At 71.5% G+C, this 24,849-nt stretch carries 27 protein-coding genes and 1 pseudogene; 15 read left to right on the top strand and 13 right to left on the bottom strand.

Annotation, left to right across the window (positions count from 1 at the left end; genetic code table 11):
* Positions 1-22: 22 nt before the first annotated feature.
* The 5 genes and pseudogenes from B351_RS0104345 to B351_RS0104325 form a co-directional block, all read right to left on the bottom strand.
* Positions 23-847 (bottom strand): hypothetical protein, encoded by an 825-nt coding sequence (locus tag B351_RS0104345; protein ID WP_019397829.1) that lies wholly within the window; start codon positions 845-847, stop codon positions 23-25.
* 15 nt (positions 848-862) lie between these two features.
* Positions 863-1,867, bottom strand: coding sequence for a hypothetical protein (locus B351_RS0104340; RefSeq protein ID WP_019397828.1), 1,005 nt, complete (start codon positions 1,865-1,867; stop codon positions 863-865).
* Positions 1,864-2,752 (bottom strand): annotated as a pseudogene (locus B351_RS16185) (ABC transporter ATP-binding protein). The gene B351_RS0104340 and the pseudogene B351_RS16185 overlap by 4 nt, the downstream one beginning before the upstream one ends.
* A 1-nt stretch (position 2,753) precedes the next feature.
* Complete coding sequence (locus B351_RS0104330; protein ID WP_026010354.1) at positions 2,754-3,116, bottom strand: GntR family transcriptional regulator; 363 nt, start codon at positions 3,114-3,116, stop codon at positions 2,754-2,756.
* A gap of 4 nt (positions 3,117-3,120) precedes the next feature.
* Complete coding sequence (locus tag B351_RS0104325) at positions 3,121-3,369, bottom strand: hypothetical protein (protein WP_019397825.1); 249 nt, start codon at positions 3,367-3,369, stop codon at positions 3,121-3,123.
* A gap of 138 nt (positions 3,370-3,507) precedes the next feature.
* Between B351_RS0104325 and B351_RS0104320 the strand changes: the two genes are divergently transcribed.
* The 10 genes from B351_RS0104320 (at position 3,508) to recJ (ending at position 14,658) form a co-directional block, all read left to right on the top strand.
* Positions 3,508-4,065 carry a vitamin B12 ABC transporter permease gene (locus B351_RS0104320; protein WP_019397824.1) on the top strand — a complete coding sequence of 186 codons (558 nt, stop codon included), beginning with the start codon at positions 3,508-3,510 and terminating at the stop codon, positions 4,063-4,065.
* 80 nt (positions 4,066-4,145) lie between these two features.
* Positions 4,146-5,078 carry an FKBP-type peptidyl-prolyl cis-trans isomerase gene (locus B351_RS0104315; protein ID WP_019397823.1) on the top strand — a complete coding sequence of 311 codons (933 nt, stop codon included), beginning with the start codon at positions 4,146-4,148 and terminating at the stop codon, positions 5,076-5,078.
* Positions 5,079-5,162: 84 nt separating this feature from the next.
* Entirely contained in the window at positions 5,163-5,387 is a 225-nt protein-coding gene (locus B351_RS0104310; RefSeq protein WP_019397822.1) for a SlyX family protein, read from the top strand.
* A gap of 55 nt (positions 5,388-5,442) precedes the next feature.
* Positions 5,443-6,045, top strand: coding sequence for a DUF2058 domain-containing protein (locus B351_RS0104305; RefSeq protein WP_019397821.1), 603 nt, complete (start codon positions 5,443-5,445; stop codon positions 6,043-6,045).
* An 85-nt stretch (positions 6,046-6,130) separates the two neighbouring features.
* The gene (gene dapB, locus B351_RS0104300) at positions 6,131-6,856 is read left to right on the top strand and encodes a 4-hydroxy-tetrahydrodipicolinate reductase (RefSeq protein WP_083852389.1); all 726 of its coding nucleotides are present in this window, start codon (positions 6,131-6,133) and stop codon (positions 6,854-6,856) included.
* A gap of 180 nt (positions 6,857-7,036) precedes the next feature.
* Positions 7,037-8,158, top strand: coding sequence for a glutamine-hydrolyzing carbamoyl-phosphate synthase small subunit (gene carA, locus B351_RS0104295; protein ID WP_026010351.1), 1,122 nt, complete (start codon positions 7,037-7,039; stop codon positions 8,156-8,158).
* A 73-nt stretch (positions 8,159-8,231) separates the two neighbouring features.
* Positions 8,232-11,474 (top strand): carbamoyl-phosphate synthase large subunit, encoded by a 3,243-nt coding sequence (gene carB, locus B351_RS0104290; RefSeq protein WP_019397818.1) that lies wholly within the window; start codon positions 8,232-8,234, stop codon positions 11,472-11,474.
* Positions 11,471-11,947, top strand: a complete 477-nt coding sequence (gene greA, locus B351_RS0104285; RefSeq protein WP_026010350.1) for a transcription elongation factor GreA — start codon at positions 11,471-11,473, stop codon at positions 11,945-11,947. The genes carB and greA overlap by 4 nt, the downstream gene beginning before the upstream one ends.
* A 10-nt stretch (positions 11,948-11,957) precedes the next feature.
* Entirely contained in the window at positions 11,958-12,911 is a 954-nt protein-coding gene (locus B351_RS0104280) for a hypothetical protein (protein WP_019397816.1), read from the top strand.
* Positions 12,912-12,930: 19 nt separating this feature from the next.
* Entirely contained in the window at positions 12,931-14,658 is a 1,728-nt protein-coding gene (recJ, locus tag B351_RS0104275; protein ID WP_026010349.1) for a single-stranded-DNA-specific exonuclease RecJ, read from the top strand.
* Here the strand turns inward: recJ and B351_RS0104270 are convergent.
* Positions 14,604-15,887, bottom strand: a complete 1,284-nt coding sequence (locus B351_RS0104270) for an acyltransferase family protein (protein WP_019397814.1) — start codon at positions 15,885-15,887, stop codon at positions 14,604-14,606. The two genes, recJ and B351_RS0104270, sit on opposite strands and share 55 nt — an antisense overlap.
* Positions 15,888-16,040: 153 nt before the next feature.
* On the opposite strand from B351_RS0104270, the gene B351_RS0104265 reads away from it, so the two are divergent.
* The gene (locus B351_RS0104265; protein ID WP_019397813.1) at positions 16,041-16,931 is read left to right on the top strand and encodes a LytTR family DNA-binding domain-containing protein; all 891 of its coding nucleotides are present in this window, start codon (positions 16,041-16,043) and stop codon (positions 16,929-16,931) included.
* 7 nt (positions 16,932-16,938) lie between these two features.
* Here the strand turns inward: B351_RS0104265 and B351_RS0104260 are convergent, their stop codons facing one another.
* Complete coding sequence (locus B351_RS0104260; RefSeq protein WP_019397812.1) at positions 16,939-17,379, bottom strand: carboxymuconolactone decarboxylase family protein; 441 nt, start codon at positions 17,377-17,379, stop codon at positions 16,939-16,941.
* A 34-nt stretch (positions 17,380-17,413) separates the two neighbouring features.
* On the bottom strand, positions 17,414-18,337 hold the full coding sequence (locus B351_RS0104255) for an RNA polymerase sigma-70 factor (protein ID WP_019397811.1): 924 nt from the start codon (positions 18,335-18,337) through the stop codon (positions 17,414-17,416).
* Positions 18,338-18,478: 141 nt separating this feature from the next.
* Between B351_RS0104255 and B351_RS0104250 the strand changes: the two genes are divergently transcribed.
* Together B351_RS0104250 and B351_RS0104245 are read left to right on the top strand one after the other, a co-directional pair.
* Positions 18,479-19,993, top strand: coding sequence for a fumarate hydratase (locus B351_RS0104250; protein ID WP_019397810.1), 1,515 nt, complete (start codon positions 18,479-18,481; stop codon positions 19,991-19,993).
* A gap of 107 nt (positions 19,994-20,100) precedes the next feature.
* Positions 20,101-20,739, top strand: coding sequence for a glutathione S-transferase family protein (locus tag B351_RS0104245; protein ID WP_019397809.1), 639 nt, complete (start codon positions 20,101-20,103; stop codon positions 20,737-20,739).
* Positions 20,740-20,747: 8 nt separating this feature from the next.
* Here the strand turns inward: B351_RS0104245 and arsC are convergent, their stop codons facing one another.
* From arsC to B351_RS0104230, 3 genes are read right to left on the bottom strand one after another with little or no spacing between them, the layout of a single operon-like run.
* On the bottom strand, positions 20,748-21,092 hold the full coding sequence (gene arsC, locus B351_RS0104240; RefSeq protein ID WP_019397808.1) for an arsenate reductase (glutaredoxin): 345 nt from the start codon (positions 21,090-21,092) through the stop codon (positions 20,748-20,750).
* The gene (locus B351_RS0104235; RefSeq protein ID WP_019397807.1) at positions 21,092-22,210 is read right to left on the bottom strand and encodes a phospholipase A; all 1,119 of its coding nucleotides are present in this window, start codon (positions 22,208-22,210) and stop codon (positions 21,092-21,094) included. Before B351_RS0104235 ends, arsC begins: the two co-directional genes overlap by 1 nt.
* Positions 22,211-22,246: 36 nt before the next feature.
* A complete protein-coding gene (locus B351_RS0104230; protein ID WP_019397806.1) occupies positions 22,247-22,732 on the bottom strand; it encodes a DUF456 domain-containing protein in 486 nt (161 codons plus the stop codon).
* A gap of 225 nt (positions 22,733-22,957) precedes the next feature.
* Here B351_RS0104230 and B351_RS0104225 point away from each other — a divergent pair, with 225 nt between their 5' ends.
* Positions 22,958-23,167, top strand: a complete 210-nt coding sequence (locus B351_RS0104225) for a cold-shock protein (RefSeq protein ID WP_019397805.1) — start codon at positions 22,958-22,960, stop codon at positions 23,165-23,167.
* Between the two features lie 72 nt (positions 23,168-23,239).
* On the opposite strand, the gene B351_RS0104220 is transcribed toward B351_RS0104225, so the two are convergent.
* Entirely contained in the window at positions 23,240-23,716 is a 477-nt protein-coding gene (locus B351_RS0104220; RefSeq protein WP_019397804.1) for a glycine zipper 2TM domain-containing protein, read from the bottom strand.
* A 137-nt stretch (positions 23,717-23,853) separates the two neighbouring features.
* Complete coding sequence (locus B351_RS0104215; protein WP_019397803.1) at positions 23,854-24,285, bottom strand: cytochrome c; 432 nt, start codon at positions 24,283-24,285, stop codon at positions 23,854-23,856.
* Between the two features lie 80 nt (positions 24,286-24,365).
* Between B351_RS0104215 and B351_RS0104210 the strand changes: the two genes are divergently transcribed.
* Positions 24,366-24,849, top strand: a 484-nt coding sequence (locus B351_RS0104210; RefSeq protein ID WP_019397802.1) for a ThiF family adenylyltransferase, incomplete at its 3' end; no start/stop codon positions are given.

Genomic DNA, 24,849 nt, shown 5'->3' with positions numbered 1-24,849 from the left:
GCGTTCATGGTGTCCTCCTTCGTCAATCGCGGCGGGGCAGTTCGACGCGCCCCACGTCGCGGTGGCTGATGTCGCCGCTGCCGACGTGGCGCACTTCCAGGGCGGGGGCGCCGCGCACGTCCAGGTCGCCGGAGCCGATCGAACCGACCCGCACCGGGCCGCCGACGCGCTGCAGGCGGGCGTTGCCGGAACCGATGCCGTCGATGCGCACGCCGCCGCGCACGTCGGCCAGGACCAGGTCGCCGGAACCGATGTCCCCGACCTCGACCTCGCCGCGCACGTCGCGCGCCACCACGTCGCCCGAGCCGAGCGACAGCAGCTTCAGCGGGCCGCTGCCGGCGACCTCCAGGTCGCCCGAGCCGACCTTGGCGGTGACCGCGCCGCGCACGCCGCGCAGGCTGGCATCGCCGGAGCCGACGTCGGCGCTGGCGCTGGCCACGCCCTCGACGAAGCCGTCGCCGGAGCCGACCACCAGCTGCACCAGGACGTCATCGGGCACGGTGCCGGCCACGTCCAGCCGGGCGTAGGCGCCCATGCCCAGGCCGCCGCGCTGGGCCGGACCGCGGGTGGCCACCACCAGGGTGTCGCCCTGCTTCTCCTGCACCAGCTCCAGCTGCTGCAGCAGGGCGGCGCTGGATGCGCAGGCGCGCCCGGCGATGCGATGGCTGGCGCCGGCGGCGGCCTTGGCCCGCACCGTGTGCTGGCCGGTCACCAGGCGCACGGTGCGGACGCCGTCCAGGTCCAGTTGCACCGCGCGCTGGGCTTCGTGCGCACAGCGGCGCTCGTCGGCGCCGGCGGCGGCCGGCAGCGCGGCCAGGACCAGCAGGATCGGGAACAGGTTGCGCATGTCGCTCCTCCCGGCTCAGGCCGAGGCTTCGTCGCGCCAGCGGCGCAGGGGGATGGCGGCGGCGACCAGGGCGGCGCCCACGGCCGCGCCGATCCACAGGTCCCAGCTCGCGTACAGCTGCCAGTTGCTGGTCTGGTCAAGGATCGCGGCGACCAGCTGCGACGGATCGTGGATCTCGCCGGACTGCAGCCGGCTGCCCATGCCGTGCACGCTCCAGGAGCCGGGCATCACGCTCATCAGGCCGCGGTAGACCGCCACGTACCAGATCTTGCCGTAGGGCAGGTCCAGGCCGGGCACCGCGCCGAACACGCTGAGCATCACGCAGCCCAGCACCGGCACCAGCGCGGCCCACAGGAACGGCTTGCTGCGCACCAGGGCCGAGCAGAACATCAGCCAGCCGACGGTCGGCAGCGACCACAGCAGGCCCAGCGGGACGGTGGCCAGCAGGCGCCCGGCGACGCTGAAGGGATGGCTGTGGGTGAACAGCGCGCCCGGATGCGGCAGGCCGCCGACCAGCATGGCCACGGCCGCGACCAGCCACAGGGCGATGCCGACGGCCAGGCCCACCAGCACCGACAGCAGCGGCGCCAGCAGCAGGGCCCAGGCGGCCTTGGACAGCACGGTCTGCGCATCGGACACCGGCAGCGACTTCCAGAACAGCACGCTGCGGTCGCGGCGGTCGTCGTACAGGCTGCCCAGGGCGTAGAAGAACACCACGAAGGCGAGCACCGCGCTGAGCATGCTGCAGCCGGCCATCAGCAGGCCGTCGCCGGCGGCGCCGACGATCCTCAGGTAGGCGCCCAGGTCGTCGATGGATTCGGCTTCGCCGCCGCCGAGCTGGCGGCGGGCCTGCACGGCGCCGGCCAGGGCCAGCAGCGTGGCCATGGCCACGGCGATGCCGCCGGTGATCACCGGGGCCCAGAGGAAGCCGCCGCGGTTTTCCCAGAACTCGCGGCGCAGCAGCCAGGCGAAGGTCCGGGTCCAGCGGTTGCCGGCGGTGTTGGCGGCAAGGGCATTCATGCGTAGGTTCCTTTCATCAGGGCCACGAACAGGTCGGCCAGGCCGGGGGTACGGACCTCGCCGAGGGCGGCGGCGCGCTCCGGCGCCAGGCCGTCGTACAGGAAGACGCTCTTGCCGAAGGGCAGGGCGCGTTCGTCGACCGGGGCCAGGGCGCGCGCCTCGGCGACGCGGTCGGCGCCGACCAGCACCTCGCAGTAGCGTTCGGCCAGGTGCTCCATCTCCGCCGACAGCACGATCCGGCCGTCGCGGATGAACAGCACGTCGGTGAGGATGTGCTCGATCTCCTCGACCTGGTGGGTGGTGACCAGGATGGTCTTGTCCTCGTCGAAGTAGTCCTCCAGCAGGCGCTGGTAGAACTGCTTGCGGTAGAGGATGTCCAGGCCCAGGGTCGGCTCGTCCAGCACCAGCAGGCGCGCATCGATCGCCATCACCAGGGCCAGGTGCAGCTGCACGATCATGCCCTTGGACATCTCGCGCACCCGCAGCTTCGGGTTGAGCTGGGTGTTGGCCAGGAAGCGCTCGCACTTGGCGCGGTCGAAGCGCGGGTGCACCCCGGCCACGAAGTCGACCGCCTCGCGCACCCGCATCCAGCGCGGCAGCACCGCCACGTCGGCGATGAAGCACACCTGGTTCATCAGTTCGTCGCGCTGGGTGCGCGGGTCCTTGCCCAGGACCCGCAGCTCGCCCTCGAACGGGGTCAGGCCGAGGATCGCCTTCAGCGCGGTGGTCTTGCCGGCGCCGTTGGGGCCGATCAGGCCGACGATGCGTCCGGGGCCGATGTCGAAGTCGGCGCCGGCCACCGCGAGCTTGTGCTTGTAGGCCCTTGCGCAGGCCGCGGGCGGTGACGACCGGGGTGGCGGCGGTTTCGGGGGCGAGGGCGGTCATGTCAGTTGTTCCCAAGGGCATGCAGCAGTTCCTCCAGCGACAGGCCGAGGCGCCGGATGCGCTCGACCACGGCGGGCCATTCCTCGTTGAGGAAGCGGTCGCGCTCGCTGCTGCGCAGCTTCCGCGAGGCCTCCTCGGTCACGAACATGCCCAGGCCGCGGCGTTTCTCGACCAGGCCTTCATCCGCCAGCTCCTGGTAGGCGCGGGAGACGGTGATCGGGTTCAGCTGGTACTCGGCCGCCACCTGGCGCACCGAGGGGAGGGCTTCGCCCGGCTTGAGGATTCCGTCGAGCATCATGGCGATCACGCGCTCCTTCAATTGACGGTAGATCGGAGCGCCGTCGCTCCACTGGATGTCGCTCATTCGGTCAGCTCCGGGTGCGCAGCGCGTGCGCAAAGGAGAAATAGGGCATGGACAGCGAGGCCCGCAGCCGGTGGGCCGGGCGTTCGGTCGCCGCCTCCAGGCCCGCCTCGGCCCGCTCCATCGCGGCCTCGGCGGCGCCATAATCCCCCGCGCGTCCTTCCTGGGCGGGCAACCAGGCCACGAAGCACAGGGCCATGCCAAGGCCCGACGCGATCAGCCAGAAGCGGCGGCCTGCGTAGGTAATCCGGTTCATGGGGCGTCCTGCTTTGGGTGACTGGTGTTGTATTCAACTATAACACCTGAACACGGCATGTCAAATCCCCGCCAACCCAACTGATGGCCTATCCCGGCCGGAATCCCGGAGAACATGATGAAAGCATCCAAGTGGTTGATGGCAATCGGTATTTCCCTGGGACTCGCGGCGCCGGCCGCGGCTGCCGGCAGCGACCTGCTGGATCTGGAGTACCGCCCGCTGGCCTCGCGCACCCCGGTGAACCTGGCCGAACGCCATGCCGGCCAGGTCCTGCTGGTGGTCAACACCGCCAGCAAGTGCGGCTTCACCCCGCAATACGAGGGCCTGGAGGCGCTGCACCAGCGTTACGCCGGGCGCGGCTTCGCGGTGATCGGTTTCCCCTCGAACGATTTCCGCGGCCAGGAGCCGGGCGACGAGGCCCAGATCCAGGAGTTCTGCACCCTGACCTACGGAGTGAAGTTCCCCATGTACGAGAAGGTCCAGGTGATCGGCGAGGAAGCCACGCCGCTGTACCGGCGCCTGGCCGCCGCCACCGGGGTGCAGCCAGGCTGGAACTTCCACAAGTACCTGGTCTCCCGGGACGGGCGGGTGGTCGGCAACTGGCCAAGCAAGGTCGAGCCGCTGGACCCGGCCCTGGTGGCGGCGATCGAGCGCGAGCTGGCGCGCCCGGCGCCGCGCGCCGCCGGCACGCGCTGACCGCCGCCGCGGCGCATGCGACAATGCGCGCGGACCGGCCCCGGGCCGGCGATCGATCCACCTCATTGGAACCGTAACGAATGAACAACCGCATGCGCGGCGCCCTGGCGTCGCTGGTGATGGGAGCGAGCGTGATGACCGGCGCGGCGATGGCCCAGGACAAGGCCTCGTTGGCCACGGAGAAGGACAAGGTCAGCTACGCGATCGGCCTGGACGTGGCCAGCTCGTTCGAGCCGCTGGCCCCGCACGTGGACCTGGACGCGATGCAGCGTGCCGTCGCCAACGCCTTCGCCGGCGGCCAGCCGCTGCAGTCCGAGGAGCAGGCGCGCGCCACCGACGCCGCCCTGCGCGCCGCGCTGGCGGCCCGCCAGGGCCAGCGCGTCCCGGGCATGGCGCCCGGCGCCGAGCCGCCGGCCCCGCCGGCCGAGCAGGTCGGCCTGCTGATCGGCGACCGCATGATCGGCCCGTCGCTGGCCCCGCTCAAGGACGACATCGACCTGGCCGTGCTGATGCAGGCCGTGCGCACCGCGTTCGCCAAGGGCACACCGCTGCTGAACCAGCAGGAGGCCGGCGCCGCGCTGCAGTCCTACATGGCCCGCAAGCAGCAGGCCGTGGCCGAGAAGAACCGCGCAGAGGGTGCCGCCTTCCTGGCCGAGAACAAGAAGCAGAAGGGCGTGATCACCACCCCGTCGGGCCTGCAGTACATGGTCCTGCGCCAGGGCAGCGGCGCGCGTCCGACCCCCAGCGACACCGTGCGCGTCAACTACGAGGGCAAGCTGCTGGACGGCACCGTGTTCGACAGCTCCTACCAGCGCGGCCAGCCGGCCGAGTTCCCGCTGGGCAGCGTGATCGCCGGCTGGACCGAGGGCGTGTCGCTGATGCCGGTGGGCGCCAAGTACCGCTTCTGGATCCCGTCCGACCTGGCCTACGGTGCCAACGGCGCGCCGGGTGGCGTGATCGGTCCGGATGCGACCCTGACCTTCGACGTCGAGCTGCTCGACATCGCCCGCTGAGGCGGGCAGGGCACGGCGGCGCCGTCCGGGAAGCGGGCGGCCCGCCACGCCGCGTGCCGCCCCTGCGGCAAGGAACGAAACACCATGCAGTACGGTCAGGACGATCTGGAACAGCGGCTGGTCGAGCTGGAAACGCGCCTGGCGTTCCAGGAGCAGGCGCTGTCGGAGCTGAGCGAGGCGCTGGCCGAGGCGCGCCTGGAGCGCGCCCGCACCGACGCCATCCTGCAGGCGGTGCTGGCCGACCTGCGCGGGCTGCGCGGCGCGCTCTACGCCGATCCGGGCAGCGAACCGCCGCCGCCGCACTACTGACCGCCGGCGCTCCCGCGCCGCCACCGATCCCATGGGCCTGCGGCCCGTTGATGCCATGACCGACAGCCTCCGCGACCAGCTCCTCAACCTAGGGTTCAAGGCGCCCGCGCCCGAACGCCGCCAGCCACCGCGCAAGGACGGGGGCGGCAAGCCGCGTCCGCCGCAGGGCGGGGCGCCGCGCAAGGGTGCCCCGCAGCGCAAGGGCGAGGCCGCGCCGAAGCGCCGCCACGAGGGCGAGATCGACCTGGGCAAGGCCTGGGCGCTGCGCGCGCAGCAGGAAAAGCAGGAGCGGATCGAAGCCGAGCAGCGCCGCCAGGAAGAGGCGCGCCAGCGCCGCGAGGCGCGCGCGAAGCTTGAGGAGCTGCTCAAGGACAAGGTCCTCAACGACGAGGCGGCCGACATCGCCCGGCACTTCGAGTACGGCGGCAAGATCAAGCGCATCTACGTCACCGCCGCGCAGCTGCGCGAACTCAACGCCGGGCAGCTGGGCGTGGTCCAGCTCAATGGCCGCTACCTGCTGGTGGATGCCCAGGTGCTGGCCCAGGCCGAGCAGATCTTCCCGCAGGCGGTGGCGCTGAAGGTCGACCCCGACGCCACGGCGGAGGAGGATCCCTACGCCGACCCGCGTTACCAGGTCCCCGACGACCTGGTCTGGTGAGCCGCGCGGCACCCGCCGCGCCGCACCCTGCATTCCGCTTCCGCGCTTGCCGGCGGACCCGCCGCCCGGCTAGCCTGCGAGGCCTATGGACAAGCCCCTGCGGATCCTCATTCACGGCGCTTCCGGGCGCATGGGCCGGGCCCTGCTGCGGCTTGCCGCCGACGCCCCCGAACGCTGGCAGGTGGTCGCCGCGGTGGCCGGCCGCGCGCCGCTGCAGCGGGTGGTCGACGGCATCCCGCAGTTCGCCGCGGCCGAACTGTCCGGGGTCCCGGATTTCGACGTGGCCATCGACTTCAGCCTGCCGGAAGGCTTCGAGCCGGTGCTGGCGCAGTGCGTGAAGCGGCGCCGGCCGCTGGTCTCGGGCACCACCGGCATCTCCGCCGGGCAGCGCCAGGCGCTGGAGCAGGCCGCCGCCACGATCCCCGTGCTTTGGGCCTCCAACTTCAGTGTCGGCGTGGCGGTGCTGAACGAACTGGTCGAGCAGGCCGCGCGCGCGCTGGCCGGCTGGGACTGCGACATCGTCGAACAGCACCACGTACACAAGAAGGATGCCCCCTCGGGCACCGCCCTGACCCTGGGCGAGGCGGCCGTCCGCGGCGGCGCCGAGCCGCGGTATGCCAGCCTGCGCGCCGGCGACATCGTCGGCGAGCACACGGTGCAGTTCGCCGGGCAGGGCGAGCGCGTCGAACTCGTGCACCGCGCCACCAGCCGCGACATCTTCGCCCGCGGCGCGCTGCAGGCGGCCACCGCGCTGGCGGGCCGCCCACCGGGCCTGTACACCTTGCGCGACCTGCTTTTCGGCCAGGGCTGAACGACGCGCGAAACCATTCGCCGCGTGAACGGCGGCGTTCCCTTTTGGGGGCGTCGCCGGTACAATTCCCGCTCGCCTGTTACCCCCATGCCCGGACCGGAGAGATGCCAGTCCGCGGTTTTTTGCAGCCCGCCTCTGGCTGGGCCGGCGACAGGGCTCCTCCACCTGAAGGCGAACGACGTGACCCATCCCGCAATCCTCGTCCTCGAAGACGGCACCGTGTTCGAGGGCGAATCCGTAGGCGCAAGTGGCCTCGCCGTCGGCGAAGTGGTGTTCAACACCGCCATGACCGGCTACCAGGAGATCGTGACCGACCCGTCCTATGCGCGGCAGCTGGTCACCCTGACCTATCCCCACATCGGCAACACCGGCTGCACCGGCCAGGACGACGAGGCCGGCAAGGTCTGGTCGGCCGGCCTGATCGTGCGCGACGTGCCGCGACGCCCCAGCAACTGGCGCAGCGAAGCCCCGCTGCAGGACTGGCTGGCCGTGCGCGGCGTGGTCGCCATCGCCGGCATCGACACCCGCAAGCTGACCCGCCTGCTGCGCGAGCGCGGCGCCCAGAACGGCGCGCTGATGGCGGGCGAGGGCATCGACGTGGACACCGCGCTGGAAGCGGCGCGCAAGTTCCCGGGCCTGAAGGGCATGGACCTGGCCCAGGTGGTCAGCACCACCGAGCGCTACGCCTGGACCGAGGGCCAGCTGGACCTGGACCGCAACGCCTTCGTCGGCGCGGAGAAGAAGTACCGCGTCGTCGCCTATGACTTCGGCGTGAAGACCAACATCCTGCGCATGCTCGCCGAGCGCGGCTGCGAGGTCACCGTGGTGCCGGCGAAGACCCCGGACACCGAGGTGCTGGCGCTGAATCCCGACGGCGTGTTCCTGTCCAATGGCCCGGGCGACCCGGAGCCGTGCGGCTACGCCATCGCCGCGATCCGCGAGTTCCTGGCCAAGAAGGTGCCGCTGTTCGGCATCTGCCTGGGCCACCAGCTGCTGGCCCTGGCTGCCGGCGCGCGTACCATCAAGATGGCCAACGGCCACCACGGCGCCAACCACCCGGTGCAGGAGCTGGGCAGCGGCCGCGTGCTGATCACTTCGCAGAACCACGGCTTCGCGGTCGACGAGGCCAGCCTGCCGGCGAACGTGCGCGTCACCCACCGCTCGCTGTTCGACGGCACCAACCAGGGCATCGAGCTGACCGACGCCCCGGCGTTCTCGTTCCAGGGCCATCCGGAAGCCTCGCCGGGCCCGCACGACGTGGCGCCCCTGTTCGACCGTTTCGTGGCCTCGATGGCGGCCTGACCGGCCGCCGCGGCACGCCCACCGGCCCGGGAGCCGCAGCCCAAGGCGCGCTCCCCGCAATCCAGAGAACGAAATGCCCAAGCGCAGCGACATCAAGACCATCCTCATCATCGGCGCCGGCCCGATCGTCATCGGCCAGGCCTGCGAGTTCGACTACTCGGGCGCGCAGGCGTGCAAGGCGCTGCGCGAGGAGGGCTACCGGGTGGTGCTGGTCAACAGCAACCCGGCCACGATCATGACCGACCCGGACACCGCCGACGCGGTGTACATCGAGCCGATCAACTGGCAGACGGTCGAGAAGATCATCGCCAAGGAGCGCCCGGACGCGCTGCTGCCGACCATGGGCGGCCAGACCGCGCTCAACTGCGCCCTGGACCTGGCCGACCACGGCGTGCTGGAGAAGTACGGCGTCGAGCTGATCGGCGCCTCGCGCGAGGCCATCCGCATGGCCGAGGACCGCGAGCTGTTCCGCGTGGCCATGCAGGAGATCGGCCTGGAGTGCCCGAAGGCCGAGGTGGCGAAGAGCTTCGAGCAGGCGGTGGAGATCCAGGCCAAGGTGGGCTACCCGACCATCATCCGCCCGTCCTTCACCCTGGGCGGCAGCGGCGGCGGCATCGCCTACAACCGCGAGGAGTTCGAGGAGATCGTCAAGCGCGGCCTGGAGCTGTCGCCGGTGCACGAGGTCCTGATCGAGGAGTCGGTGCTGGGCTGGAAGGAGTTCGAGATGGAGGTGGTCCGCGACAAGGCGGACAACTGCATCATCGTCTGCTCGATCGAGAACCTCGACCCGATGGGCGTGCACACCGGCGACTCGATCACCGTGGCCCCGGCGCAGACCCTGACCGACAAGGAATACCAGCGCCTGCGCGACGCCTCCATCGCGGTGCTGCGCAAGATCGGCGTGGACACCGGCGGCTCCAACGTGCAGTTCGGCGTCAACGCCCAGACCGGCCGCGTCGTGGTGATCGAGATGAATCCGCGCGTGTCGCGTTCCTCGGCGCTGGCCTCCAAGGCCACCGGCTTCCCGATCGCCAAGGTCGCGGCCAAGCTGGCGGTGGGCTACACCCTGGACGAGCTGAAGAACGAGATCACCGGCGGCAAGACCCCGGCCTCGTTCGAGCCGGCGATCGACTACGTGGTCACCAAGATCCCGCGCTTCGCCTTCGAGAAGTTCCCGCAGGCCGATTCGCGCCTGACCACCCAGATGAAGTCGGTGGGCGAGGTGATGGCCATGGGCCGCACCTTCCGCGAGTCGGTGCAGAAGGCCCTGCGCGGCCTGGAGACCGGCAAGGTCGGCTTCGACCCGACCGGCCTGGACCTGGCGGACGAGGAGGACCTGGCGACCCTGCGCCGCGAGCTCAAGGCTCCCGGCCCGGAGCGCCTGTTCTACGTGGCCGACGCCTTCCGCGCCGGCATGAGCGTGGAGGAGATCCACGCCCTGTCGTTCATCGACCCGTGGTTCCTGGACCAGATCGAGGAGATCATCGCCGAGGAGAAGCGGGTGGCCGCCGAGGGGCTGGATTCGCTGGACGGCAAGCGCCTGCGCAAGCTCAAGCGCGACGGCTTCTCCGACGCGCGCCTGGCGCAGCTGGCCGGCACCAACGAGGCCGCGGTCCGCGCCCTGCGCCGCGCGCACAAGGTGCGCCCGGTTTACAAGCGCGTGGACTCCTGCGCCGCCGAGTTCGCCACCAGCACCGCCTACCTGTACTCGACCTACGAGGACGAGTGCGAGGCCAATCCGAGCAACCGCGACAAGATCATGATCCTGGGCGGCGGCCCCAACCGCATCGGCCAGGGCATCGAGTTCGACTACTGCTGCGTCCACGCCGCCCTTGCCCTGCGCGAGGACGGCTACGAGACCATCATGGTCAACTGCAACCCGGAGACGGTCTCCACCGACTACGACACCTCCGACCGCCTGTACTTCGAGCCGCTCACCCTCGAGGACGTGCTGGAGATCGTCGAGCTGGAGCAGCCCAAGGGCGTGATCGTGCAGTACGGCGGCCAGACCCCGCTGAAGCTGGCGCGCGCGCTGGAGGCCAACGGCGTGCCGGTGGTCGGCACCAGCCCCGACTCCATCGACCTGGCCGAGGACCGCGAGCGCTTCCAGCAGCTGGTCGAGCGGCTGGGCCTGAAGCAGCCGCCGAACCGCACCGCGCGCACCGCCGACGAAGCGCTGGCCCTGGCCCGCGAGATCGGCTACCCGCTGGTCGTGCGTCCCAGCTACGTGCTGGGCGGCCGCGCCATGGAGATCGTGTACGGCGAGTCGGACCTGGCCCGCTACGTGCGCGACGCGGTGAAGGTCTCCAACGACTCGCCGGTGCTGCTGGACCGCTTCCTGGACAACGCCGTGGAAGTCGACGTCGACCTGATCGCCGACGCCACCGGCGCCACCCTGATCGGCGGCGTGATGGAGCACATCGAGGAGGCCGGCGTGCATTCCGGCGACTCGTCCTGCTCGCTGCCGCCGTACTCGCTGTCGCAGGCCACCCAGGACGAGCTGCGCCGGCAGGTGCGCGAGCTGGCGAAGGCGCTGAAGGTGGTCGGCCTGATGAACACCCAGTTCGCCATCCAGTCCAACGAGGACGGCACCGACACCGTCTACCTGCTGGAGGTGAACCCGCGCGCCTCGCGCACGGTGCCGTTCGTGTCCAAGGCCACCGGCGTGCAGCTGGCCAAGATCGCCGCCCGCTGCATGACCGGCCGCACCCTGGCCGAGCAGGGCGCGACCCGCGAGGTCGTGCCAAGCTACTACTCGGTCAAGGAAGCGATCTTCCCGTTCGCCAAGTTCCAGGGCGTGGACCCGATCCTCGGCCCGGAGATGCGCTCCACCGGCGAGGTGATGGGCGTGGGCCGTAGCTTCGGCGCGGCCATGGCGCGCGCCCAGGAGGCCGGCGGCATCCGCGCGCCGCAGCCGGGCAAGGCGTTCGTGTCGGTGCGCGACCCGGACAAGAAGCGCGTGGTGCCGGTGGCCAAGGCCTTGGTCGAGCGCGGCTTCAGCATCGTCGCCACCCGCGGCACCGCGCAGTGGTTGCAGGACCACGGCGTGGAGTGCACCGTGGTCAACAAGGTCGCCGAGGGCCGCCCGCACATCGTCGACGCGATCAAGAACGGCGAGATCGCCTACATCGTCAACACCACCGAGGGCCGCGCCGCCATCGCCGACTCGTTCTCCATCCGGCGCGAGGCGCTGCAGCAGCGCGTGACCTACTCGACCACCGTCGCCGGCGCCAAGGCGCTGGTGCATTCGCTTGAATACCGCGGGACCGGCCCGGTCTGGTCCCTGCAGGAGCTGCACAAGGAGCTGCAATCGTGAGAGCCCCCCTGACCCTTAAAGGCGCCCAGCGCCTGCGCGAGGAGCTGGAGCACCTCAAGACGGTGAAGCGTCCGGAAGTGATCGCCGCCATCGCCGAAGCGCGCGGCCACGGCGACCTGAAGGAGAACGCCGAGTACCACGCCGCGCGCGAGCAGCAGGGCTTCATCGAAGGCCGGATCAAGCAGCTGGAGAGCGAGCTGTCGCACGCCGACCTGATCGACGTGACCAAGCTCAATGCCGGCAGCAAGGTGGTGTTCGGCGCCACCGTGACCCTGGCCGACGTGGAGACCGACGAGGAGGTCCGCTACCAGATCGTTGGCGACCTGGAGGCGGACATCAAGCAGGGCCTGATCGCGATCTCCTCGCCCGTGGCCCGCGCGCTGATCGGCAAGGAGGAGGGCGACACCATCGTGATCGAGGCCCCCGCCGGCAAGCGCGAATACGAGATCGTCAGCGTCGAGTACGTGGGCTGAGAGGCCGGCGATGACCGCCATCGCGCTGCTGCTGCCGGCCCGGGACAGGTTGCCCGGGCCCCTGCCGCAGGCGGCCGCGCGCGCCTTCGGGCGCGCCGACCGCGAGCAGCTCGAGCCCGGCGGCCGCGCCCAGCTGCGCCGCCACTTCCGCCTGACCCCGGACCACTGGCCGGTGGCCGCGCTCACCCGCCGCGCCGATGCCGGCAGCGATGCCGGCGACGCACTGTGGCTGCGCGCCGATCCGGCGCACGTGGCGCCGGACCTCAACGGCGCGCGCCTGCTCGGCTGGGGCGAAGGCCTGGGCCTGGACACCCTGGACGCGCAGGCGCTGCTGCCGGTGCTCAAGCCGCTGTTCGGCGACGCCGGCTACCAGCTGGATGCGCCGCATCCGGCACGCTGGTACCTGCGCCTGCCTGCCGGCACCCCGCTGCCGGAGTTCATCGCGCCCGAGGACGCGCTCGGCGACGACCTGTTCAACGCGCTGCCGCTGGGCGAGGACCCGGTGTCGCGGCGCTGGCGCGCGCTGATCACCGAGGTCCAGGTCGCGCTGCACCACCACCCCTGGAACCGCGCGCGCACCGACCATGGCCGGCCCGCGGTCAACTCGCTGTGGTTCTGGGGCGCCGGCGTGGCCCCGGACAGCGTGCAGTCGAGCTACATGAACGTGCGCAGCCCCGATCCGCTGGTGCAGGCCCTGGCCGGCGAGGCCGGCGCCGCCACCGCGACCCCGGCCACCGCCGCCGACACGCCGCCGGGCGCGGTGGGCGACAGCCTGGTCGACCTGCGCCACCTGCGTTCGCTGGAGGTGCTGGGCAACCAGGTGCTGCCGCCGCTGCTGGCTTCGATGGCACGCGACGAGTTCGACACCTTGCTGCTGGACTTCGAGGACGGCACCCGCCTGCACCTGCGCCGCGGCCAGCGCTGGCGCTTCTGGCGCAGCCCGCTGCGTTCGCTGGACGCATGAACTCTCCCGCGCCGCGCGCATGAGCCCCGCCGCTCCCCGGATCCGCCGCCGCGAGCCCGTGGTAGTGGGCGGCGCCTGGCCCGGCCACGTGCCGCCGCTGCTGCGCCGGGTGTACGCCGCGCGCGGCGCCGACCGCTTCGAACTGGCGCGGCCGCGCCTGTCCGACCTGCTGCCGCCGGACGCGCTGGGCGGCCTGCCGGCGGCGGTCGCACTGCTGGCCTCGGCCATCCGCGACGACCGCCACATCGTGGTGGTCGGCGACTTCGACTGCGACGGCGCGACCGCCTGCGCGGTGGGCGTGCGCGGCCTGCGCATGCTCGGCGCGCGCAGGGTCTCGCACGCGGTGCCCAACCGCATGGTCCACGGCTACGGCCTGTCGCCTGCGCTGGTGGAGGAACTGGCGGCGCTGCAGCCGGAACTGCTGGTCACCGTGGACCACGGCATCGCCTGCCATGCCGGCGTCGCCGCCGCGCGCGCGCGCGGCTGGCAGGTACTGGTCACCGACCACCACCTGCCGGGCCAGCAGCTGCCGCCGGCCGACGCCATCGTCAACCCGAACTGCGCCGGCGACGCCTTCCCGAGCAAGTGCCTGGCCGGCGTGGGCGTGATCTTCTACGTCCTGCTCGCGCTGCGCCGGCAACTGCGCCAGTCCGGCGCGTTCCCGGCCGGCGAACCGGACCTGTCCAGCCTGCTGGACCTGGTCGCGGTCGGCACCATCGCCGACCTGGTGCCGCTGGACGCCAACAACCGCGCCCTGGCCGCGGCCGGCCTGCGCCGCCTGCGCGCCGGCCAGGCCTGCGCCGGGCTGCGTGCCCTGGTCGAGGTCTGCGGCCGCGACCTGGCCTGCCTGACCGCGGCCGACATCGGCTTTGCCGTGGGCCCGCGGCTCAACGCCGCCGGGCGCCTGGAGGACATGGCCCTGGGCATCGAATGCCTGCTCACCGACGACCCGCAGCGCGCGCGCGAACTGGCCGGCATCCTCAACGAGATCAACGCCGAGCGCCGCGCCGTGCAGCAGGCGATGACCGACGACGCCGAGGCGGCCCTGGCGCGCGCGCAGGTCGACCACGGCGCGCCGCCGCTGGCGCCGTGCCTGTTCGACCCGGAGTGGCATCCGGGCGTGGTCGGGCTGGTGGCCTCGAAGATGAAGGAGCGCCTGTACCGGCCGGTGCTGGCCTTCGCCCCGGCCGAGCCCGGCGCGCAGGTGTTGCGCGGCTCGGCGCGCTCGATCGCCGGCTTCCACATCCGCGACGCCCTGGCCGCGGTGGACGCGCGCCATCCGGGACTGGTGCAGCGCTTCGGCGGCCATGCCATGGCCGCCGGCCTGACCCTGGAACTGGCCAAGCTGCCGGCGTTCGAGCAGGCCTGGCAGGAACACGCCCGCGCCACCCTGGACGATGCGCTGCTGCAGGCCGAACTGCTCAGCGACGGCGAGCTGCTGCCGCAGGAGTTCGACCGCTTCCACGCCGAGGCGCTGCGCGACGGCGGGCCGTGGGGGCAGGGCTTCCCGGAGCCGCTGTTCGACGGTTGCTTCGAGGTCCTGGACTACCGCCCGGTCGGCGAGCGCCACCTGCGCCTGCGGCTGCGCCACCCGGACCGGCGTGAGCCGCTGGCGGCAATCCACTTCGGCGGCTGGCAGGGCAGTGCGCCGGCCCCGCACCTGCACCTGGCCTACCGCCTGCAGCCGGACGATTACCGTGGCGGCTCGGCGGTGCAGCTGGTGGTCGAGCACGCCGTCCCGGCCTGAGCGGCGGCCGGCGCGGACCGCTCGCGGTACTGCAGTCCGAACAGCGGCCGCAGCAGTGGCACCCGCCGGACCACCTCATAGGCGGCGAAGCAGGTGGCGAAGGTCAGCAGCACCAGCAGCGGCCCCTCCAGCGCCGGATGCAGGTCCAGCGGTTGCAGGTTGTGCGCGGCGACCACGGTGACGGTCTGGTGCAGGATGTAGACCGGGAAAACCGCCGGCACCAGGTAGCGCAGCAGCGGGCCGTCGCCCGGCGACAGCCGCCGGGCAAAGCCGAGCACGGCGATGATCGCGCACCACTGGTCCACGCCCCACACCGCGCGCATGGCCAGGCGCAGGGCCTGGGGCGGCTCGCTGCCGGCGTAGGAAACGGTGTAGCCGGCCAGCACGGCCCAGCTGCCCAGCCACAGCAGCAGGGCCGGCCAGCGCAGGCGCACGGCCGCGTCCCAGAACCCGTCGCGGCGCGCGGCCAGGAAGCCGAGCAGGAACACCCCGAAGTACTGGACGTGGTTGTACCAGTCGCCGACCAGGGCGTGGGTCGAACCGTAGCGGCCGATCAGCAGCAGCCGCGCCAGGGCCAGGGCCAGCGCCGGCCACAGCAGCAGCCCCCAGCCGCACAGGGCGCGTTCCAGCGCGCCGCCGGCGCGGTCCAGGAGCGGCCGCGCCAGCCGCCACAGCAGCCACAGCGCCACCGTGTAGACCCACAGGTAGGCCACGAACCACAGGTGGTTCCAGGTCGGCAGGATCAGGCAGCCACCGGCATCGCAGAACGAACCGTCCGCGCGCAGGTAGCGCGCCCAGAAAGCCAGGAAGCCGTCGTGGTAGCCGCCGGGCAGCTGCTCGACCACCTCATAGTAGGACTGCGGCGGCACCACCACCGCCATGCCGAACAGCAGCGGCAGCAGCAGCCGCCAGGAGCGGTTGCCGAGGAAGCGTACCCGGCCGTCCCCGGCCGCGGCCTGGCGCTGGGCCTGCGCCAGCAGGAACGCGGTGGCCACACCGGATACCAGGAACAGCAGCGACAGCCGCCAGGGACCGGTGAGCAGCATCGCCGGCTCCAGCAGGGGGCCGGCGTGCGGGCTTTTCACGTGCCAGTCCCAGCTCACGTAATACATGCCCACGTGGTACAGGACCAGCAGGCCGAAGGCGCAGACCCGGACCCAGTCCAGGTCGTGGCGGCGGGTGGCGGTGGAGGCGGTGGAGGCGGGCGGTAGGCTGGCGTCGCGCGGCATGGCGTATTCCGGACGTGTCGGTGGCCCGGGAAACTGGCACGGCACGCCGCGCCGGTGGGGCTCCGGATGACGACCGGCACGCCGGCGGGACGAACCGCGGGCACGCGGGGACGGATGGGGCGGTGCGACGGTGGCGTTGGCTAGAATGCGTCGATGACTCCGCCGGAACCGTTTCCCTACCAGCGCTACGCCCCCTGGAAGACCTGGGTCGAGGCTGGCCTGTGGACCCTCCTGATCCTGGGCAACTTCGCAGGCAACAGCCTGACCGAGCTGATGGAGCTGTGGCGGCGGGGGGCCGGGATCCCGACCTGGGAACCGCTGGTGTGGGAAGGCAGCAGCGCGCTGGTCCTGCTGCTGCTGGTGCCGGTGCTGGCCTGGTTCACGGGCCGCTTCCCGCTGTACTGGCACCTGTGGCGCCGGCGCCTGGCCCTGTACGCGGCCGCCAGCGTGGTGCTGTGCGTGGTCCACGTGCTGGCCATGGTGGCCCTGCGCGAACTGCTCTACCGCGCCCTGGGCAGCGACTACCAGTTCGGCCCTTGGCTGCGCGGGCTGGTGTACGAGTACCTGAAGGACGTCCGTGCCTTCTTCCTGATCGTGGTGGTGATGGAGGGCTACCGCGCCCTGCTGCGCCGCTGGCAGGGCGAGGCCAGCCTGCCGGAAGCGGCGCCGCCGGCGCCGGACGCCGGGCCGGCGGACGCCGAGCCCGCGCGCCCGGAGCGCTTCCTGGTGCGCAAACTGGGGCGCGAGTTCCTGGTCCCGACCGGCGAGATCGAGTGGCTGCAGGCCTCCGGCAACTACGTGAACCTGCGCGTGGGCGGCCGCGACTATCCGCTGCGCAGCACCCTGGCGCGGGTGGAGGAGCAGCTGGACCCGCGCGCCTTCGCGCGGATCCACCGCAGCTACATGGTCGCCCTGGCCCAGGTCGCCTCGATCGAGCCGCTGGACAGCGGCGATGCCCGCGTGCACCTGAAGGACGGCAGCGTGCTGCCGTGCAGCCGGCGCTACCGCCAGGCCCTGCGCGAGCGCTTCGACGCCGGGGCCTGAGCGGCGCTCAGGGCAGTTCCGGCTGCAGGCCCACGCCCAGCCGGTTCCAGGCGCTGATCAGGGCCACGGCCATGGTCAGGGTGGCGATGCCGGCATCGTCGAAGTGCGCCTTCAGCGCCTCGTAGGTGGCGTCGGCCGGGGCGCCGGAGGGCAGCCTGGCCAGGGCCTCGGCCCAGTCCAGGGCGGCGCGCTCGCGGGCATCGAAGAAGCGGCTGTCGCGCCAGCCGGGCAGGGTGTCGAGCTTGCGCGGGTCGACCCCGGCCCGGCGCAGGGCGGTGGCGTGCATGTCCATGCAGAACGCGCAACCGTTGATCTGCGACACCCGCAGGAACACCAGCTCGACCAGGGGGGGCTCCAGCACGCCGTCGTGCACGGCGTTGCTGGCGGTGTAGAGCGCCTTGAAGGCATCCGGGACGTGCCTGGGATATTCGACGCGACGGTAGTCCATGCGGGTCTGCTCCGGCGGGCCACCATGGCCGCCTTCACCACCAGGACGTCCCGGGCGACGCATCCGTGACAGCCAGCTTGTCCGGATTGGCGACGGTGTACAGCGCGGTGATGCGGCCGTCCGCGCTGGCGGCCACGGTGACCCCCACCAGCCGCCCGTCGCGGTAGCGCAGGATCGCCGGCTCGCCGTTGGCCAGGCCAAGCTGCCAGCGCACCGCCGGATCGCGCCGCCGCGCCACCGCCCAGAACAGGCGGGCGATGCGCTCGGCCCCGTGCAACGGGCGGATCGCCGCCAGTGCCTTGCCACCGCCGTCGGAAACCAGCTGTGCATCGGCGTGCAGCAGGGCTTGCACCGCCTCGCGGTCGCCCTCGCGCGCGGCGTGCATGAACTTCTCCAGCAGGATCCGGTGGTGGCGCGGATCGACCCCGAAGCGCGGCCGTGCCCCGGCGATGCGCGTGCGGGCGCGGTGCACCATCTGCCGGCAGGCCGCCTCGCTGCGTTCCAGCAGCCGGGCGATCGCGGCGTAGTCGTGGTCGAACACTTCCCGCAGCAGGAACGCCGCGCGCTCCTCGGGCCCGAGCCGTTCCAGCACCGCCAGGAACGCGAGCGAGACTTCCTCGGCCCGTTCCAGCGCCCGCGCCGGTCCGGGCGCCTCGTCGGCCGGCTCGGACGCGGCCGCGGTGGGGGCGTCGGGATCGACCCGGGCCGGTTCCGGCAGCCAGGGCCCCGGATAGGTTTCGCGCCGGCGCCGGGCGGCGCGCAGGCGGTCGATGCCCAGCCGGGTGGCGGTGGTCACCAGCCAGGCCTCCGGGTCGGCGATGGCGGCCCGGTCCGCCCGGTGCCAGCGCAGCCAGGTGTCCTGGACCACGTCCTCGGCGTCGGCGCGGCTGCCCAGCAGCCGGTAGGCCAGGGCCAGCAGGCGCGGCTGGTGTCGATGGAAATGATCAACAGGTTCCATGGATTCCAGGACGGAACAGCGCTTGCCGGTGTGACAGGGGCCCCGGCCGCGCCGCCACTTTGGCCTAAAATGGGCGGGTTTTCCGCCTGCCATGAGCCAGCCGTGACCGCTTCCGCTTCGTCCAGCCCGTCGAACATCCCGGTGTCCATCCGCCAGGAGGACCTGATCCAGTCCGTCGCCGACGCGCTGCAGTACATCAGCTACTACCACCCGGTCGACTACATCCGCAACCTCGCCGCCGCCTGGGAGCGCGAGGAATCGCCCGCGGCCAAGGACGCGATGGCGCAGATCCTGATCAACTCGCGCATGTGCGCCGAAGGCCACCGCCCGATCTGCCAGGACACCGGCATCGTCACCGTGTTCCTGCAGATCGGCATGAACGTACGCTGGGACGACGCGACCATGGGCGTGGAGGACATGGTCAACGAGGGCGTGCGCCGCGCCTACAACCACCCGGACAACAAGCTGCGCGCCTCGGTCCTGGCCGACCCGGCCGGCAAGCGCCTGAACACCCGCGACAACACCCCGGCCGTGGTCAACGTCAAGGTCGTGCCGGGCAACAAGGTGGACGTGACCGTCGCGGCCAAGGGCGGCGGCTCGGAGGCCAAGAGCAAGTTCGTGATGCTCAATCCCTCCGACTCCATCGTCGACTGGGTGCTCAAGACCGTGCCGACCATGGGCGCCGGCTGGTGCCCGCCGGGCATGCTCGGCATCGGCATCGGCGGCACCGCCGAGAAGGCGATGCTGCTGGCCAAGGAAGCGCTGATGGAGCCGATCGACATCCAGGACCTGGTCGCCCGCGGCCCGTCCAACCGCATCGAGGAACTGCGCCTGGAGCTGTACGAGAAGGTCAACGCGCTGGGCATCGGCGCCCAGGGCCTGGGCGGCCTGACCACGGTGCTGGACATCAAGATCAAGGACTATCCGACCCACGCCGCCAACCTGCCGGTGGCGATGATCCCCAACTGCGCCGCCACCCGCCACGCGCACTTCACCCTGGACGGCAGCGGCCCGGTCGCCCTGGACCCGCCCTCGCTGGAGGACTGGCCGAAGCTGACCTACAGCCCGCACAACGCCCGCCGCGTGGACCTGGACACGGTCACCCGCGAGGAAGTGGCCAGCTGGAAGCCGGGCGAGGTGCTGCTGCTCAACGGCAAGCTGCTGACCGGCCGCGACGCCGCGCACAAGCGCATGGTCGACATGCTGGGCCGCGGCGAGAAGCTGCCGGTGGACTTCACCAACCGCTTCATCTACTACGTCGGTCCGGTCGATCCGGTGCGCGACGAGGTGGTCGGCCCGGCCGGCCCGACCACCGCCACCCGCATGGACAAGTTCACCCGGCAGATGCTGGAGCAGACCGGCCTGCTGGGCATGGTCGGCAAGGCCGAGCGCGGCGACGCGGCGATCGAGGCCATCCGCGACAACAAGGCCGTGTACCTGATGGCGGTCGGCGGTTCGGCCTACCTGGTGTCCAAGGCGATCAAGGCCTCGCGCGTGGTCGCGTTCGAGGACCTGGGCATGGAGGCGATCTACGAGTTCGAAGTCAAGGACATGCCGGTGACCGTCGCCGTGGACTCCACCGGCGAGTCGGTGCACAGGACCGGCCCGAAGCAGTGGCAGGCCCGGATCGGCAAGATCCCGGTGGTGGTGGCCTGAGCCAGGCGCCATCGCGGCACACGGGCGGGCCGGCAGCGATGCCGGCCCGTTCTTTTTGCCCCCGCGCCAGGGCGATAATCGCCACGTCCATTCCAGGGAGCCGCGCGATGTCCGTCGTCCTCTATGGTTCGCAAAGCACCGCGTCGCTGGTGGTGCACTGGCTGCTGATCGAGCTGGGCATCGGGCACGAGCTGCGCCAGCTGGACTTCGACCGGCGCGAGCAGAAGTCGCCGGAGTACCTGGCGCTCAATCCCGCCGGCCGCGTGCCCACCCTGGTGATCGACGGGCAGGTGCTGACCGAGTCGGCCGCCATCGCCATGCACCTGGCCGACCTGCATCCGCAGGCCGGGCTGGCGCCGGCGCCGGGCACCCCGGCGCGCGGCGACTACTACCGCTGGATGTGCTTCTGCGTGTACACGCTGATGCCGCAGTACCGCGCCTGGTTCTACCCGGACGAACCGGCCGGGCCGGAGCACGTGGAGGCGGTGAAGGAACGCGCCCGCGCCGCGCTGGAGGCGGCGTGGCAGCAGGTGGCCGACCACCTGCAGCGCAACGGCGGCCCGTACATGCTCGGCGGGCAGCGCACGGCGGTGGATTTCGTCCTGACCATGCTGATGCGCTGGTCGCGCAACATGCCCAGGCCCACCGACAGCTGGCCGGTGCTGCAGGACTACGCCAGGCGGATGAAGTCGCTGCCCAGCTTCGCCGAGGTCTACCGCCGCGAGGGCATCACCGACTGGACCTGAGGCGCCGCTCAGTCGAGCAGGGCGACCACTTCCTCCGGCGGCCGGCACAGGCGCGCGCCGCGGCGGGTGATCACCACCGGGCGGTTGATCAGCTGCGGGTTGGCGATCATCGCGTCCAGCAGGGCCTCGTCGTCGGCCGAATCCAGGCCCAGTTCGGCGTAGAGCGGTTCGCTGCTGCGGACCAGGACGCGCACGCCGCCGCAGGACTCGGCGACGCGGCGCAGGCTCTGGCGATCGGGTGGATGGGCCAGGTAGTTGAACATCACCGGCTCGATCCCGCGCTCGCGCAGGATCTCCAGCACCGCGCGGGACTTCGAGCAGCGCGGGTTGTGCCAGACCGTCGCGCGCTGCATCAGAACCACTCCAGCAGGGCAAAGCCGACGCCGATGTAGGTGGCCTTGTGGTTGTAGTCGATCATGCTCTCGCCGTAGCCGTCGAACACCTGGACGTGGCCGCGCAGCAGGTTGTTGATCGGGAAGCCCCAGTCCAGCTGCAGCGAGCCGTGCGCGCGGTCGCCGCCGCGCAGCGAGTGGCGCGCGGTCAGGCTCAGCTCGTGGCCGTTGCGGTTGTATACCAGCAGGGCGTCGCCGCGGCCGATGTAGTCCTCGATGTCCGGGTTGTTGTCGTCGCGCGCGCTTTCGCCGACCCGGTACCAGGGGCGCAGCACGAAGGCCCAGTTGTCGCGGTCCAGGCCGAGGTTGAGGATCACCCGGTTCCAGCTGCGCGAGAACGGATCGCTGCGGCCGTTGGACTGGTGGTTGAGGCTGATCCCGGTCATCCGCCCCTTCCAGCCGAACAGGCTGTAGTTGTTGCGGAACACCAGCATCACCTCCGGCTCGTAGTTGGTCTCGCGGAACGGGCGTGAGGTCTCCGAGGCGTAGGCCTGCCAGCGCGAGCTCTGGGTGTAGCCGACCCAGACGTCGCCGTTGTCGCCGAACAGGTCCTCGGCGACCTTGGTCTTGAAGCTCAGCTGGAACTTGGCCTCGATGCTGTCCAGCTGCTCGGGCGTGGTGACGGTGTTGTTGGGGTTGGGCGAGCTGGGGGTGGTGTTGGTCCGGCTGGTCCAGAAGCCAGGCAGCACGTACACCGGCTTGTAGGCGCGCAGCTGGAAGATGCCCAGCTTGGAGTCCTTGGCCAGTTCCCAGCGGTTGTCCAGCAGCGAGCCGCGGCCGGCGTTGGCGATCGCCGCGCGCGCGGCCGGGTGCAGGTCGCGCTGGAACAGCTCGGTGGCGGGCTGTTCGCCCGCGGCCTCCTCCGCGGCGCGCTCGGCGACGTCGGCGGCCAGGTCCGCTTCCTGCGGCGAGGGCGTGACATAGCCCAGGGCTGCGTCGTAGCAGGCCAGGCGCTGGGCGTTGGAGGCGATGGCCAGGCAGGCGTCGGCGCTGGCCGGGCGCGCGGTGATTTCCTGCGCCGCCAGCGCCGGGGCGGTGGCGGCGAGCGCGGCGCACAGCGCCAGGGGCAGGGGGGACATCCGGTTCAAGTCGAGCTCCAGGGAGGCGGTGCGTATTCAGAAAAACCACGCCAGCACGAACAGGCCGAGCATGGCGAAAGCCAGGGCCAGCTTCAAGGCGGCGCCCAGCAGCAGGCCTACCCAGGTGGCCGCGCCGACCCGCGCGGCTTGTGGCAGGTGCCGGGTATGCCACAGCTCGCCCAGCACCGCGCCGATGAACGGGCCCAGCAACAGTCCGGGCAGGCCGAAGAACAGGCCGATGACGGTGCCCAGGGTGGTACCGGCCACGGCCATCCGCCCGGCGCCGAAGCGGCGCGCACCGAAGGCGCCGGCCATGATGTCGATCGCGATGGAAAGCAGCGTGAGCAGGCCGAGGGCGGCCAGGGTCCAGCCACTGATCCGGATGAAACCATCCGCCCAGGCGGCCAGCGCCATGCCGGCGAACACCAGGGGCAGGCCAGGCAGGGCCGGGAGCACCACGCCGGCCAGGCCGACCAGCATCAGCAGGCCGGCGAGCAGGTACCACAGGGTGGTCGTATCCATCGGGGGCGGGGGGCTCCTGGGGCGGCCCGGGCATGATTGCATTCGCCATGGGCCGGCGGTAAGTTTGGGCCGCTGCGCTTGGCAAGGTCACCGTGAACCGTGACCTGATGCGGTAGGTCCTTGGTGATGGTCTGCTACATCGTTACACCTCGCGTACTCCTTGCAACCAGCCGCCGTTGGCCACGGCGTAACCACCACCCAGCAAAGTTCCAGGAGTAAGCAGTAATGGCAGAGCGCGAGACCGGGACCGTCAAATGGTTCAACGATGCCAAGGGCTTTGGCTTCATCAGCCGTGAGAATGGCGAGGACGTGTTCGTCCACTTCCGCGCCATCCAGATGCAGGGCTTCAAGAGCCTGAAGGAAGGCCAGAAGGTCACCTTCACCGTCGTCCAGGGCCAGAAGGGCCTGCAGGCCGACGCGGTGCAGACCGCCTGATCCAGAGCCATCGGCTACAAACGGAAACGGCCCGCGATGCGGGCCGTTTCTTTTTGCCGGTCGTGGCGGCGATCAGCGGATCGCGACCTTGCCGTTGACCACGCGCACGTAGGTGTTCTCGCGGATGCCGCCGAGGTCGCGCTGGTTGATCACCACGGTGCGGCCGTCGTCCATGCGCACGTGGATGTTGTAGGTATCGCCGGTGACGCGGCCCTGGATGGCGTTGCCGGCCATCGCGCCGGCGGCCGCGCCCGCCACGGCGGAGACGTTCTGGTTGCCCTTGCTGCCACCGGTCTTGTCGGAGATCTCATGGCCGGCGACCGCGCCGACGATGCCGCCCAGGATCGCGCCGGTCGCGGCGGGCGCGCTGCGGTTGGAGCCGATCACGTCGATACGGGTGACGATGCCGCAGTCCAGGCACGATTGCGGGGCCGGATAGCTGCCGCCGGACGGATAGGACGAGCCATAGCCGTAGTTGGGCGAGGTGGTGCTGCAGGCGGCCAGGGCCAGGGAGCCGAGGACGGCGGCGCAGAGCAGGCGGGACTTCATCGTGCATCTCCTGAAGTGTGGTCCGGCGGATGCGGCCGGGCCGCTTCCGTGGCTGCATCCTTGCGCCATGCTCGTGAACGGCGCGGCAACCCGGCGCCCGCCCGCGCATGACGCCGGCGGCTGGCATCAGCCGCGGTTCAGCGGAAATCCTGGTGGCAGGCGCGGCAATCGCCGCCGATCTTCTCCAGCGTGGCGGTGATCTGCGCGCAGTCCGACGGCGGCGCGGCCAGCGCCTGGTCGAGGTTGGCGCGCAGGCTGGAGGCCGCACCGGCGAAGCGCTGGTCGTCGCGCAGCCCCGGGAAGGCGGTTTCCAGGTCGTTGGCCATCGCCCGCAGCGACTGCAGGCGCGGCAATGCATCGTGCACGGCGCAGCGGTTGGCCGCGGCGGTGGCCTTCAGTTCCTGGGTCTGGCGCGCCATCACGTTCATCAGCGCGTCCGGGAACGGATCCTGCCGCTCCTTCAGCGCGCGCAGCGCCATCACCGCGGCGACCACGCCCACCAGCAGGCCGATGGCAAACACGATGAGGTAGCGGGCGGCGGGCGAGGGGCGGTTCGGCTGGCTGGCCATGCGGCGGGCTCCGTTGGAAGGGCGCACATCATAAGGCGCCGGCGGCGACGCTTGCAGCCGCACCGGTAGAATGCGCGCCCATGGACGCATTCCTGCAGGAACGGTTTGCCGGCATCGACCGGCTGTACGGCGTGGGCGCGGCGCAATGGCTGGCCGGGCGCCGGGTGGCGGTGGTCGGGCTCGGCGGGGTGGGCTCGTGGCTGGTCGAAGCGCTGGCGCGCTCGGCGGTGGGCACCCTGGTGCTGGTCGACGCCGACGACCTGTGCGTGTCCAACACCAACCGCCAGCTGCCGGCGCTGGAGGGCCAGTACGGCCGCGGCAAGGCCCAGGTCCTGGCCGAGCGCTGCCGCGCGATCAATCCGCGGGTGGAGGCGCGCCCGGTGGCGCAGTTCCTCACCGCAGGCAACCTGGAAAGCCTGTTGGGCGAGGGCTTCGACCTGGTGGTCGACGCCTGTGACAGCTTCCGCACCAAGGTCGAGGCGATCGCCTGGTGCCGGCGGCGCAAGCAGCCGGTGCTGACGGTCGGTTCGGCCGGCGGCCGAACCGACCCGACCCTGGTGCGGG

Origin of the sequence: Pseudoxanthomonas sp. GW2 (assembly GCF_000283075.1) — a bacterium.
Lineage (GTDB): Bacteria > Pseudomonadota > Gammaproteobacteria > Xanthomonadales > Xanthomonadaceae > Pseudoxanthomonas.
This window is presented reverse-complemented; position numbering and strand designations above follow the sequence as displayed.